The following is a 13,075-nucleotide window of genomic DNA, read 5'->3' on the forward strand; positions in this document are numbered from 1 at the left end:
ATAGTGAATTTATATCATGATGCAATAAGAAATAATAATATCCCATTTCTTATCGCCGTTTTCATGACCACCTGAGGTTAATTATGAATTAGTATCAAATTCTTGTGCTTGATTTCTGTTAGGATTACGTTTTTAGCTTGAATAGCGAGCGACTGTGAACTTTTCCAATAATTTACGCCTCTACTGGGCGAACAAAACCATAAATTACAGCGTCCTCATTCTGATCACCCTATTGGGTGTCGTGGTGCCCGCTTGGTACTACGAACAAAACACATTAATCACCCCTCTGATTCTTGGCGTTATCGCAGCTGCACTGGCAGAAAGTGACGATAGCTTTACTGGGCGGCTCAAAGCCCTGACATTAACTTTTATCTGTTTTGCAATTGCCGCTTTTTCAATCGAACTGCTTTTTGATACGCCTTGGCTATTCGCGATTGGATTATTCACATCGACTTTCGCCTTCATCATGCTTGGAGCCATTGGTCCTAAGTACGCCAGTATCGCTTTTGGCTCATTGCTTGTCGCTATTTACACCATGCTTGGTGCCCACGAAAGCACCAATCTGTGGTTCCAACCGTTACTTCTTTTGACAGGTGCGGCTTGGTACTACTTTATGTCGATGATTTGGCAAATATTCTGGCCAATGCAGCCGGTACAGCAAAACCTTGCGACCGTATTTGACCAGATAGGCAACTACATGGAGTCCAAGGCCGAGCTATTCTACCCCGTCACTGACCTAATTCCGCAACCGCACCGCATTATTGAAGCGAAACTGAACGCAAGCACGGTAAATGCGCTCAACATGTGTAAGGCGACGCTATTAAATCGTTCTAAGCGTGGGCACATTGATGGTCCAAGTGACCGTTTTCTCAATACCTATTTCATCGCTCAAGATATTCATGAGCGAGTCAGCTCAACCCACTATCGCTACCAAGAACTTGCTAAGCACTTTGAGCGCTCAGATGTGTTGTTCCGTTTTAAGTACTTACTTGAAGCACAAGCGAAAGCCTGTCATGAAATCGCGAGTTCTTTGAAGGTGGGCGCAGAGTATCAACATAGTGATAGGTCAGTACTTGCTTTGGATGAGCTGATGTCTTCTTTAAGTCACCTACATCAGCAAAACCGTCCAGAATGGAAACCGCTGCTTAGTCAGCTCGACTTTCTATTTAACAACTTAGCGACGGTAGAGAAACAACTATCGAACATCAACAACCCTGACGCTGAGAAGCTTGAAGAAGATGTGTTGGATGACACCAACCCTCATACTTTGAAGGCGATGTGGCATAAGATCCGCGCTAACCTTAACAAGGACTCGATGCTATTTCGCCACGCTATACGCATAGCGGTGACGCTGACGCTCGGTTACGGAATCATCCAAGGTTTTGAGATCGAGCGTGGCTACTGGATCTTATTGACGACCCTGTTTGTGTGTCAGCCAAACTACAGTGCAACTCGACAGAAACTCACTGCACGTGTGATTGGTACAGTCGCTGGCCTACTGATTGGTGTCCCACTGCTGACCTTCTTCCCATCACAAGAGAGCCAGTTGGTGTTTATCGTGATCAGTGGTGTGATGTTCTTTGCGTTCCGTATTAATAACTACGGTTTTGCCACCGGCTTCATTACCCTATTAGTACTGTTCTGCTTCAACCAGCTTGGCGAAGGCTATGCCGTAGTACTGCCTCGTCTTGCGGATACCTTTATTGGCTGTGCACTGGCCGTATTAGCGGTTATGTATCTATTCCCAGACTGGCAATCGAAACGCTTACATAAAGTGATGGCCGATGCGCTCGATGCCAATAAATCCTATTTGGCGCAGATCATTGGTCAGTATCGTATTGGTAAGAAAGACAGTTTGAGTTATCGAATCGCTCGCCGCAGCGCGCACAACAACGACGCTAACTTAACAGTAGCGATCAGTAGCATGTTAGTTGAGCCTGGCAAATATCGAACTTCAGTTGATGAGAGCTTCCGTTTTCTGACTCTTAACCATGCTTTACTCAGTTACATTTCAGCGCTAGGTGCTCATAGAACGCGTATCGACGATGAAGCGACTCATAAGCTGGTATTGGATGCACATAGCGTTATTCACGAGCACCTAGACGCGTTGTACTCACAGCTACATAGCCATAGTGAACAGTGTGAAATCAAAAATAGCTACGACCCTGAATTGGATAATCGTTTGAGTGAGTGGCGAGAAGAAGACGAAAGTTCTGTCCGAATGGTGTTGCAACAACTCCACCTTATCTACCGAATGCTGCCTGAATTGCATACCTTGGCTACTAAGTTTGCGGTTAAAGTAACGTTCAATAAATAGTTCAATAGAACGCTAAAAAACCATACAAAAACAAAGCCTATAACAAACAAAAAGATAGCTCAAAATTCATTCATCTTGAGCTATCTTTTTAATCTCAATGCCATACCATATAAATCAACAACTTACGAACCCAACCCTACCAAGCCCCGTCATTGCTGGCACCATCGAAATTTACATTACTAAAATCCTCTGACTTTGATTGACCGAGCACTAACTTTGCCTGACATTTCTCGGACAAAAATTGGTCACATAAACTTATAGTTGTCTTATAAATTGGAATCACAAAATATTTAGTGATTTTCCTATCATTTTACTGGATCTATGCTACTAGAGTACTATGCTTTTAGTAGCGTAACAGATGACGTAAGGCCGTATCATGAACGCACTACAATTCGAAGCTCTAAAACAGCAGATTCATCTACTGAGCAATCAACAACTTATCGCTCTGCAAGGTGAAATCGACAGTAAAGTCGACAACAAGCAAGAACCTTTGCTTACGGACGAAGAAATGAAAGCACTAAGCGAGCTGTTTAGTTAATACCAAACCGACTAAACAGCTCCCTTATCTTCCCTACTGTTCTACTCTCAAGCGTTTGCCTTCTTGCCACGCCTGATAACTTATCAATATAGCAGTTCACTCACACGCCTCCACAAATCAGCCCGTTTATTATCTCTTCATTAGTTTGATGAATGGATTTATTAGTACAATCCAGCAAGCACAGAATTTCCTATATCTTTCCCCTAACGACCACTTAGTTACAATTAACCTACTCATAGGTCACACATTTCCCTTGCGTTCAATATTTAGCCAACCTAAACTCAAGTCAGGAATTTAACGAGGTCAATGAATGTCCATTTCAGGTATACATTCTGGTTACGCAATCATGCAGCAGTCTGCCAACATGGTGGAAGAAGCGGCTGTGGAGCTGAATCAGCTCGCTCAGAATGAACCTCAATTAGAACAAGAAATGGAACCGAAAAGCGATCTCAGCTTTAATCAACTCCCTACAGCAGACCCACTTCAAAAAGAGACCGTCAGCGAGCCAATGCCTTCTCACAGTGATGCGCTAGTAAAACTCACACAAAGCGCAAGTTACAATCGCGTGGGTGCTTCTGTCATCGAGCGCCAGAACGAAGCCATTGGAAGCCTGTTAGATATTCACATCTAATATGGTGATTAACAGCACGATCATAACCGCCCAACAAAGCATGCCTTATATTTGCCGATTGCGGCACAAACTGTAACTCATTATATCTGGCGCTTGTTTCTCACTCATTACTCGGTAGAATCAGCGCAAAATATCTCTTGCTGTTCCAACTGTACCAATAATAATTATGCCAAAACTCAACCTGCACCGTCGCGACTATGTTTCAATCTTAGGTGGCGATATCACCGCAGAAGAATTAGAACAAAAGCTTCAACCCCATTTCGACAAGCCAAGTAAAAAGCTGACTCCAAGTCCTTACTTGACTGAGAAAAACCTTACCCGCCGTTGGACCGCACTTGACAATGCAGAGAGCCAAGCTCAATTGCTTGACGCTCACACCCTTTCGCAATTTTCTGCCTACGAAAAAAACATCGAACACTTCATTGGCACCGTTAAAGTACCTGTCGGTATTTCTGGCCCACTGCGTGTAAACGGTCTGTTTGCCGAAGGCGATTATTTGGTGCCATTGGCGACTACAGAAGCTGCGCTCGTCGCTTCATATAATCGCGGCTCTAAGCTCATTTCTGCTTGTGGTGGGGCAAGTGCGATGCTGCTCAACGAAGGTGTAACTCGCACTCCTGGTTTTGCCTTCGAGAACTTGGCGCAAGCTGGTCAATTCGTCGCATGGGTAGTGACGCAATACGATCACTTTAAAGCGCTTGCAGAATCTACGACATCGCACGGCAAACTCACTGACATCAGTTGCAACATCGAAGGCAACCACGTTTACCTCGTATTTGAGTTTCTGACTGGCGACGCTTCTGGTCAAAATATGGTGACCATTGCGACAAATGCAGTGTTCGAATACATCATGGAACATACGCCAGTGAAGCCTGACCATGCGTTTCTCGATGGCAACCTATCTGGTGACAAGAAAGCCAATACACAGACGCTACGGAGCGTACGTGGCAAAAAAGTGACCGCAGAAGTGAATATTCCTGCGGAATTAGTTGAAAAGTACCTGCACACCACGCCAGAGAAAATGGTTCAATTTGGACAAATGACCACTGTCGGCGGCGCACTAAGCGGCACCATTGGTATCAATGCCCATTATGCGAATGCACTGGCTGCGCTCTATATCGCTTGCGGTCAAGATGCGGCATGTGTGGCTGAGTCGGCTATTGGTATGACTCGCATGGAACTCAACAAAGAAGGCGGCTTGTACGCTAGCGTCACCCTTCCAAACCTGATGCTCGGTACTGTAGGCGGCGGTACGGGTTTACCAAGCCAGAAAGCGTGTCTGGACTTATTAGGGCTACATGGCAATGGCAACTCACAAGCTTTAGCAGAAGTGTGTGCTGCGCTCTGTCTGGCCGGAGAGCTCTCTATTGTAGGCGCATTCTGTGCTGGTCACTTTTCTCGTGCTCATCATAAGCTAGCGCGTTAGAATCCAGTTTCATTATTTGATTCTGGAGTTGAGATGGATTATCTCCACCTATCGCGCGTTAGCCTGAAACACCTGACGGTTCTGCACGTTATGCTCAATACTCATAGCGTAACCCAAACTGCAGAGCAGTTGTATGTAACGCCATCCAGCGTCAGTAAAACGCTCTCTCAACTCAGAGAAATCATTGATGATGAGCTTTTTTACCGTGACGGTACTAAGCTCATCCCTACTCCATTTGCGCTTCAAGTCGCGCCAACCGTACACGCCATTCTATCGAGCATGAACGGTCTTCTACATCAAAAGACCTTCGTTCCAGAGACTTACAAAGGCAGTTTCACCTTATCAATGCGCGAAAGTACCTTTGAGGTGTTTTCTCCAACCATCAGTCAGATAACCACTCAGTTAGCCCCTAACGCAGCGCTAAAGGTGTACTCGAAGCAACAGTTCGGCTTTGACTCGCTTTTGAGCGGTAAAGTGAACGCTATTTTATTGCCTCACGATATTTCACAGCCACCGACTGAAAGCAAAGAGTTGGTATGGAAGACCATCCTATCTGATGAGATGGTATGTTTGATGGGAGCCGATCATCCACTCGCCAATACAACGCTGACTATCGAAGACTACCTCAGCTACAAACACATCGGCATCTTTGATAACGAGCTTTCACAGCCCTTCTTTGAACAAAATTTAGTGCAGTGCCACAAACCTCGTGACGTCGCTATTTCGGTAGCTGACTTTGGCTCCGCCGCCGTGCTTTGCCATCAAACGCCATACTTGTTTACCTGTTCAAAGCTATGGTCGCAGAAAGCATTACAAGCCAAAGGGCTCATCGCGAAGCCATTGCCTTTCGATTATGGAAAAGTCGCATACAGCTTGGTATGGAATCGACCAAACATGAATGATCAAGCAATGAAATGGCTATGTGATCAGTTCATCACGCCAGAGAGACCGTTTTGAACTTCGGTGAACAACTCAGCCGAAATAGCGTTAGGTATCTCAGCTGTCGAGCCAAAACCAGAATCGTAAATTGTGAGTACTTTTTTACTGGCCATATTAGTAACATTTACTGTGTTATGACCTATTAATCACTGCTCTGGTTGATCTTTTAACACCTTGTTAATAGGTGTTGCTTCAGCTCATTCGTTACCTAAGTGCTCTGTTGAGTTCTTCTGAAAGCAACGACTAGCAAAACAGCGAACACTATCTCTATAGCTAGCGCAGTCAAAATACTTTGAGATGGCATTCCATCTGCCATAATTCCTATCATCCTACCTACAGGAAAAGCAAAGAAGACAACTTTAGCGACAACGACTGACGTTTTAGCTAACGAGCTCGAGAAAAGGCCAGCTATCATTAGCATACCTAGTGCCGCTAGATTAGCACCTAGACCACGTAGCTCACTTAATAGGCTAGGTTCACTATCTATCGCTACCCCGTAACTGGCGTAGAATTCTAGAGGTGAAAGTGAGATAAGCCCACCGATTACAAACGCAGTAAAACCGGCTGCACCCAAAACAATACGTTGGAATTTAGTTACAATCTTCATGTTATCTCCACCCAGATTTCAAAAATTAGACAATTTTTAGATGATAAATCTTAATTGTCTGTAAGTTTGTTCATTAAACCTTATTGGGCGCCGATTAGGTTTACAGAAAATCGCAGAAGATTTGCAGAAAATACAATTATGGATGATAAAAAATTCCGAGCGTTGGCAAAGTTTGCTCCTGAACAACACAATGAAACTGATACTGGTTCACCGTTAAGTCAGCTTAAAATGAGCAGCGTGTTCTATACGCACTCAACCATGAGGTGCCACGATGCCATCCATTCCCTCTAGCACTATGTTTCATTTGATACTTGAAGGTGAAGCAATTGTGTAGGTGTTTGATGAGAAGGTGAAACTTGGTCCTGGGGATTTTATCCTACTACCACGAGAAACTGGTCTTGATGTAGGGTATCAATCAGAAGCTGCTTTTAGCCGTGCGTATAAAGCTTGGCTAAAATTAGCGACGAAGGAGCGCAAGCCAAGCTTTGTGCGTCCTACTTGAGCAACTTGTTAGATTTCGTTTACCTATATGTAAATCTTGTCGCAATACAGACAATACTCATATTCCGTGAAGTTAAACTCAAAGTCATTTTTAAACATTGCATAATTTTGAGGAGTTATATCAAAACTATGATTTCCAGTATGTTCATCAGAAAGACCTAAACCTTGCTTTATTTTTTCCCGAGTCATGGTTTTAAGGATTGTTTCTTCTTCAACTAAGCTATCTCCATCTTCGTCAGTGCGACAAGTTTGGATATAAAAGTCACAACGTTTCATATCGTAAAGTGGTTCAAGTAGCTCAACAAACAATCCCGTTTCATTAATTTTTTCAATCGTGCTCTCATTTAAATTATTGCAACAGATATACATGTAGTAGTCCCAACCAAACCTAAGACTAAATTGTTCATTAATTTCTAATCTGCACCACAAAAAACCCCTTAAAATCATCTTGATTACAACTGTAAGGCAATTTATTTCGAGTTTCTTATCTTCAAAGAGAGCAATATCCTTAAACTCTTCGCTAACTAACCACTGACTATTTTTATCCGAAAGGTTATCTTGTAGAAACCTAGATTCAAGATCTACTACTCGAAGGTGCTTAATGTGTTTAGACTGGAGGCACTCTATAACAGCATTTATATACTTTTCTTCAACTTCAAAGTATTCCGATGCTTTAAACTCAATTCCGTTAAATTTTTTCCCGACTTCTGACGGACATGTCCATTCATCAACTTTGTACTGCCCATCGGAATTTCTATTTTTAGGATCGTATTTTGTAATTCTAAAATTCAACATTGCAAATGTTTACCATTGGTGGATTTGATAAAAGAAATCTAACGCCTGCGATAAGGTGTGCCCGACAGAACCAACAAAGAGCACCGAACCCCATACCAAAACTGCCGAGTGTAACGCATCACCTAGATTGGCTTTTTAGCCGTGCATGCACAATTCTGCGATTTTTTGAGCTTTTTCAACTGAAATACCATTGATATAGTCAGAATAAAATTCATGCTCTGTTTCATGAATAACTAGATATGGTCTTTCACCATCCACTCTAGGACAAACATCTGTTGCCATTGCATAGGTACTCTCGTAATACGGGAGATAATTGCAAAGCCAACCGAAGTAATTCTTGTTCACATCTGGTTCTTCGTAAGTATCAAGATAGTGTTCATAACTTTCTCGACTTAGCGAAACCCAAACACCCCACAAAAATGGATCCGCCATACCTATGATAGGGATTTCAATAACGACTCTAGCAAAGTAATGATAACCATCCAGATCCTTGTAGTAACAAAGATCAGTTCCAAGTTTACCAGCTTCCTGTATTTCATCGGGTTGCTCTAAGTATGGATCTGGAGCCCTAAATGAAAAGCTTGGTGATCCCTCATGAGTTTCATCACAACTCGAACATTTAAAACTAAAAATTGCTGCCATATGATTTTTTCTCCAAACAGCTAACATTCTTAATAACAAGCAGCCTCGTTGTTCTACCTGCCAAATTTTGATTAATTTATCATAAGCTATTAAAAATTAAAGAAAACATATCGAAATAGGTACTCTAACCTCACATAAAAAACTCGCTAGCGCGTTATCAATTTATAACAGCGCGTGTTATCCAAGGTATGAAAATCATAGAACCATTGAGAAACCGTATTTTTAGGTACTGAACCAAGTGAGTTTAGGTGTAGACTTGCGGTGTCAGCATTGGTCGCTGGACGTAAGCGAATAACTGGTCATGAAACTCATTCATTTGCTGCTTAGTGCATTTTGACCAATTCAAGGCTTCCCCTATCACACCATGATGCTGAAACGCATTGAGACGAATCGCAACGCTTTGTGGTAACGATTGAAGATAACGACCTACCTGTTCAACCTCTGTGTCGAGATCGCTCTTTCCGGGGATATGCAATAAACGAACTTCATGCAACTTTTGATGTTCCGCTAAGAAGTTGATTGAAGAGAGCACACGATGGTTCTCGCGTCCAACTAACCATTGATGAGTTTCATTTTGCCATGATTTCAGGTCGATCATTGCGCCATCAAGGTATGGCAGAACCCTACTCCAGCCTTCCGATGAAAGTGAGCCATTACTATCAATAAAACAGGTTAAATGAGAGAGCTGAGGATCGGTTTTGATTGCTTTAAAGAGTTCGATAATAAACGGCAGCTGCATTGTCGCTTCACCACCTGAGATGGTAACTCCGCTTAAAAAGAACTGATTTTCTCTCGCGATTTCAAGAACATCGGAAACCGTCATCAGTGATATTTTCGGGCTCGACTTATAACTGCACTCATCAATGCACTTATCACAATGTGTGCATTTTTCTGGATGCCAAGTAACCGTTCCAGAATCGCTATTTCGAGTTAGCGCTTCACTTGGGCATTCAGGAACACAATCACCACAATGGTTGCAGTGATTGATGGTGTGAGGGTTATGACAAGTGATGCAATCAAAGTTGCACCCTTGTAGAAACAACACCAAGCGATTTCCCGGCCCGTCAACACAAGAAAAGGTCAGCACACGGCTGACCTTCGCTTGTTTTTCTGCCTTTATATTTTTAGTAACCCTAGCCATGTGAGTCGTTAGATCAGAAAATTTATTGTTCGTAGGTAGGTGACATTTCTAAGCTCGCCACACGTGGTTTACGCTCCAAAATACCAGTGTTTTTTGCCGCCTCTGCGCCCAAGAAAGTGGTATTGGTACGAGAACCCTCGTCATCATATTTTGCGATATCAGAGAGCTTAATCATGTAGCCCGTCACGCGCACCAAATCGTTAGACGCGACGTTTGCAGTAAACTCACGATAACCGGCTTGAATTGCACCTTTACATAGGTTGAACATCGCCTCAGGGTTGGATTTCACGGTCTCATCAATCGTTAAGATGTCACTAATGCCTGACGTGTAAAACTTATGATGACCTGCGGTTGCTCGTACGTAAGAGACCGGATCCGGCTCTGTACCGTAAGGGATACGTACGCCCGGTGTTACATCTTTATCAAGGCTAATACCACCTTGCGCGTGCAACAGTGCTTTACCATTCAGACCATACTGTACTGGTGACGAATCAACAATCTCAGCCAATTTTTCAGAGATCGTATGACCAAGTGTATTAGCGGCATCAGCGTGACCATATTTAGCGTCAACATCCTCTTTCTCCATCAAGATGTTCACGGCTTCTGCCATGCCGTAGATACCAAACATAGGCGCAAAGCGTGCTTCTTCAATCAAGCCCTCTTTCGTCAAGAAGCCTTCGAAGAAATTCGACTCTTCATGAAGGAAACGACTGCGAGCATCCATCAGCTCAACCATGATGTTGGCGTATGTCGGCAGTACCTGCTGTAGAAAATCAGCGCTGTCTTTAGACTTTAGCGCGACCTCTTTTAGGTTCATACGAACCAAGGTATTTGAGCCACCAGCAAGCGGCAGAGAGTTATAGCAGCTCACGATTCCAAAACGCTTATCACCGTAAGCGCTCGCATGTGCTGGGTAATTCGCGATATGAGGCTTACTGCACTCACAGATGTTACTCGCGGCCTGACGCAATAGGTCGTCTGGAGTCACAGCTGGGTCGTACATAAAGGTCAAATTCGGAGCGATTTGCTTCAGTTCAGCGTCTACTCGCAAGATAGTGCGACAAATGATGTTATCTGCAGGGCCGATATTTACATGCATGAACGCATCTGGAAGCGTGCGATCTAGCATTATCCAGAACAGTTTTAATTTTTGATAGATTTGTTCGTCTGTTAGATCGCCAACGAATGGCATCAATACATCGTCTAGTTGACCGAGGTATACAGGGATAGAGGTCACTGATGGAACATGGTGATAGATGATCGTCAACATGTTGAGCGCTTCATCAAGATTAGTCGCCGCGCTGAGTTCTAAATACTCTGAGCCTAGATGTAAGTATTTAGAATAGTCTGGCAAGACGTAGCGCGGCTTAAACGGCGCATGGCCTTCAAACATGTCACACAGCACCCCGTCTTTAAGTGCTTGTTCAGCGGCTTGGCTGATTGGCATATACGGTAGGCTTGCTTCTGCTTCTAGCGCTAAATAGCTCGACTTCTGCTTAGGCGATAAGTTGGCATCCGAAATAATATTATGGAAACGTTGCTGAAGTTCAGGCATTGGTGATGACGTTGTTTGTTGGCTCATGATAAAACCCTTTGTATTTATATGGTCTTATTCTAAAAGAGTTATTACTTTTCCACTATTGAAATATAATCAATTAAACATTTCCATTATGGAAATAACAATCATCAATGTTGTAGCCAAAAGAAAACCCACACTGCAACACAGTGTGGGTTTATTCTATCTATTGAGTATCAATACGTTAGCGTAACTTAGTACGGGTGGTAAGACTGCTTACGACCGACGCCCATTAATACTTTCAATTCACCCTGAGGAGTATCAATCGAGAATGGTACTGACACTTCTACGTTTGAGAAACCTGCTGCAGTTAACACATTCTCTGAGCGACTCAGTGTTAAACCGGACGTTTCTTCGTTACTCTCTAGACACCAGTCCCAGTGAACAAACAGCCCTTCTTCTTCTAAAAGCGTGTAAATCAAACTCACCGTATCTTGTAGATTCGGAATAAAGCCACACACCGAAGACGCGACTACGACATCAAATTGCTTTCGAAATGCAGGGTGTTGAGCTGCTAAACCACGAGAAAGAATATCAACAACGGGCTCTACATTGGGTAGCTCTTTTTTGTCGAGTTCTTCGATCATGGCTTCAGAGAAATCTAAAGCAATTATCTCTTTTGCAAAAGGGGACACTTTTTGGCTAAGCAGACCTGTGCCACAGCCAAAATCAAGGACACGGGTTCCGTCTAGATCAACGAGCTGGCTTAACTGGTCAAATACGGCTTTTGCGAATTCAGCCGTTGCGGGTTCTTTATCCCAGTCTTTTGCGTACTCGTCCCATTGTTTCGCCATCATGGCCTCCATCTTTACTTCTTGTACGTTCGGAACCCTCTCAGATTAAACTAAATTAATCCATTCGTCATAGAGTTATCATGCAATGATGGACTATTTCTAAGAGAATCAGCACAATATTCACATATAAACCTTATGATTCTCGCTCATTCTGGAAAATCTATGAACTTGTCTCAAATCCAAGCTTTTTGTTCCGTTGCAGACCTCGGATCGGTCTCAGAAGCTGCACGACAGCTCGAATGCAACCGAACTAAGCTCAGTATGTCGATCAAAGCGCTTGAGAAAGAACTGGATGTCGAGCTGTTTATTCGTAGTGGTAACCACGTTGAATTGTCGGAAGCGGGAAAAGCGATCTACAAGGATTGCGAAGGCATGTTGGTGACGGCAGCTCGTATCAAACAAACCTGTCTGCATGTTTCTGGTGAGTTTAACGCCGAAATTTGGATAGCACGCGACGACTCGCTGCCCGATGAAATGTGGCAAGATCTATCGCATAAACTGAACAACCGCTACCCTTCCACCTCATTCAACATTGTGCTGGCTTCCAGTGGTGATTTAGCCAACCTTGTGGAAACTCAGCAAGTCGACTTCGCCTTTGGGGTTGATTACGAGCGTGTCGATGACCCAAGAATCCTCTACAACCCACTTGGTAAAATCCGCATGATGTCTGTGTGCCAAAAAGGGCATGCTCTAAGCGAAATGCGTCGAGTGTCAGATGAAGTCTTACGTAATTCCATGCAAGCGACCATGGTTTATCTTAACGAGAAAGATAATCCTGTTCTCGACCCATTCTCACGCCGCTATATTGGCTTTTCGAGCTTCGACTACATGCTCGATACCATCATGCGTGAGGACGCCTGGGGTGTAATGCCAGAACCACTGATTCGTCATCTACTCCGCGAACAGAAACTATCGGTTATCAAGCATACCTACGGTTTGACCCAAGAAGATTACTGTATGTTCACGGCTGCTGGTATGGCGGAACACCCGGGAATGAACTGGCTGGCGGACAAGATCAGTGACTATCTATTTGATTTTTAAATATAAACATTTCTCTCATTTATCTAGAGTTCACTCATCCCCTCTCTAATTTCGATGAGCATTACTCCGCATTAATGCTCATCCAATCTAACAGTATTACGACTCTAACTACTGATCGTATTTGTTA

At 43.5% G+C, this 13,075-nt stretch carries 12 protein-coding genes; 6 read left to right on the forward strand and 6 right to left on the reverse strand.

Annotated elements, in window-relative coordinates; all coding sequences use genetic code 11:
- Positions 1–154 precede the first annotated feature (154 nt).
- From yccS to L1D60_RS06315, 5 genes are all read left to right on the forward strand, one after another.
- Positions 155–2,317: a YccS family putative transporter gene (gene yccS, locus L1D60_RS06295; RefSeq protein ID WP_239840243.1), complete on the forward strand. Its 2,163-nt coding sequence runs from the start codon at positions 155–157 to the stop codon at positions 2,315–2,317.
- A gap of 376 nt (positions 2,318–2,693) precedes the next feature.
- Positions 2,694–2,855 (forward strand): hypothetical protein, encoded by a 162-nt coding sequence (locus tag L1D60_RS06300; RefSeq protein ID WP_191907742.1) that lies wholly within the window; start codon positions 2,694–2,696, stop codon positions 2,853–2,855.
- A 310-nt stretch (positions 2,856–3,165) separates the two neighbouring features.
- A complete protein-coding gene (locus L1D60_RS06305) occupies positions 3,166–3,486 on the forward strand; it encodes a hypothetical protein (protein WP_239840244.1) in 321 nt (106 codons plus the stop codon).
- Positions 3,487–3,652: 166 nt separating this feature from the next.
- On the forward strand, positions 3,653–4,912 hold the full coding sequence (locus tag L1D60_RS06310) for a hydroxymethylglutaryl-CoA reductase (protein WP_239840245.1): 1,260 nt from the start codon (positions 3,653–3,655) through the stop codon (positions 4,910–4,912).
- A gap of 33 nt (positions 4,913–4,945) precedes the next feature.
- Positions 4,946–5,869: a LysR family transcriptional regulator gene (locus tag L1D60_RS06315; protein WP_239840246.1), complete on the forward strand. Its 924-nt coding sequence runs from the start codon at positions 4,946–4,948 to the stop codon at positions 5,867–5,869.
- Positions 5,870–6,059: 190 nt separating this feature from the next.
- Here the strand turns inward: L1D60_RS06315 and L1D60_RS06320 are convergent, their stop codons facing one another.
- From L1D60_RS06320 to L1D60_RS06345, 6 genes are all read right to left on the reverse strand, one after another.
- Positions 6,060–6,458, reverse strand: coding sequence for a DUF4345 domain-containing protein (locus tag L1D60_RS06320; RefSeq protein ID WP_239840247.1), 399 nt, complete (start codon positions 6,456–6,458; stop codon positions 6,060–6,062).
- Between the two features lie 525 nt (positions 6,459–6,983).
- The gene (locus tag L1D60_RS06325; protein ID WP_239840248.1) at positions 6,984–7,754 is read right to left on the reverse strand and encodes a hypothetical protein; all 771 of its coding nucleotides are present in this window, start codon (positions 7,752–7,754) and stop codon (positions 6,984–6,986) included.
- 135 nt (positions 7,755–7,889) lie between these two features.
- Entirely contained in the window at positions 7,890–8,396 is a 507-nt protein-coding gene (locus L1D60_RS06330) for a DUF2199 domain-containing protein (RefSeq protein ID WP_239840249.1), read from the reverse strand.
- Between the two features lie 244 nt (positions 8,397–8,640).
- Positions 8,641–9,537 carry a YjjW family glycine radical enzyme activase gene (locus tag L1D60_RS06335; protein ID WP_239840250.1) on the reverse strand — a complete coding sequence of 299 codons (897 nt, stop codon included), beginning with the start codon at positions 9,535–9,537 and terminating at the stop codon, positions 8,641–8,643.
- 22 nt (positions 9,538–9,559) lie between these two features.
- Positions 9,560–11,119: a YjjI family glycine radical enzyme gene (locus L1D60_RS06340; RefSeq protein WP_239840251.1), complete on the reverse strand. Its 1,560-nt coding sequence runs from the start codon at positions 11,117–11,119 to the stop codon at positions 9,560–9,562.
- A 188-nt stretch (positions 11,120–11,307) separates the two neighbouring features.
- Positions 11,308–11,907 carry a methyltransferase domain-containing protein gene (locus tag L1D60_RS06345; protein ID WP_239840252.1) on the reverse strand — a complete coding sequence of 200 codons (600 nt, stop codon included), beginning with the start codon at positions 11,905–11,907 and terminating at the stop codon, positions 11,308–11,310.
- 162 nt (positions 11,908–12,069) lie between these two features.
- Between L1D60_RS06345 and L1D60_RS06350 the strand changes: the two genes are divergently transcribed.
- Entirely contained in the window at positions 12,070–12,948 is an 879-nt protein-coding gene (locus L1D60_RS06350) for a LysR family transcriptional regulator (RefSeq protein WP_239840253.1), read from the forward strand.
- Positions 12,949–13,075: the final 127 nt, after the last annotated feature.

It is taken from the genome of Vibrio sp. Isolate30 (assembly GCF_022397975.1).
In the GTDB taxonomy this organism is placed as follows: domain Bacteria; phylum Pseudomonadota; class Gammaproteobacteria; order Enterobacterales; family Vibrionaceae; genus Vibrio; species Vibrio fortis.

What these genes read in the sequence shown, in the direction of transcription:
- L1D60_RS06305 (WP_239840244.1), top strand. Translation starts at nt 3,166, where the DNA reads ATGTCCATTTCAGGTATACATTCTGGTTACGCAATCATGCAGCAGTCT.
- L1D60_RS06315 (WP_239840246.1), top strand. Translation starts at nt 4,946, where the DNA reads ATGGATTATCTCCACCTATCGCGCGTTAGCCTGAAACACCTGACGGTT.
- L1D60_RS06340 (WP_239840251.1), bottom strand. Translation starts at nt 11,119, where the DNA reads ATGAGCCAACAAACAACGTCATCACCAATGCCTGAACTTCAGCAACGT.
- L1D60_RS06350 (WP_239840253.1), top strand. Translation starts at nt 12,070, where the DNA reads ATGAACTTGTCTCAAATCCAAGCTTTTTGTTCCGTTGCAGACCTCGGA.
- L1D60_RS06320 (WP_239840247.1), bottom strand. Translation starts at nt 6,458, where the DNA reads ATGAAGATTGTAACTAAATTCCAACGTATTGTTTTGGGTGCAGCCGGT.
- L1D60_RS06300 (WP_191907742.1), top strand. Translation starts at nt 2,694, where the DNA reads ATGAACGCACTACAATTCGAAGCTCTAAAACAGCAGATTCATCTACTG.
- L1D60_RS06335 (WP_239840250.1), bottom strand. Translation starts at nt 9,537, where the DNA reads ATGGCTAGGGTTACTAAAAATATAAAGGCAGAAAAACAAGCGAAGGTC.
- L1D60_RS06345 (WP_239840252.1), bottom strand. Translation starts at nt 11,907, where the DNA reads ATGGCGAAACAATGGGACGAGTACGCAAAAGACTGGGATAAAGAACCC.
- L1D60_RS06310 (WP_239840245.1), top strand. Translation starts at nt 3,653, where the DNA reads ATGCCAAAACTCAACCTGCACCGTCGCGACTATGTTTCAATCTTAGGT.
- L1D60_RS06330 (WP_239840249.1), bottom strand. Translation starts at nt 8,396, where the DNA reads ATGGCAGCAATTTTTAGTTTTAAATGTTCGAGTTGTGATGAAACTCAT.
- L1D60_RS06325 (WP_239840248.1), bottom strand. Translation starts at nt 7,754, where the DNA reads ATGTTGAATTTTAGAATTACAAAATACGATCCTAAAAATAGAAATTCC.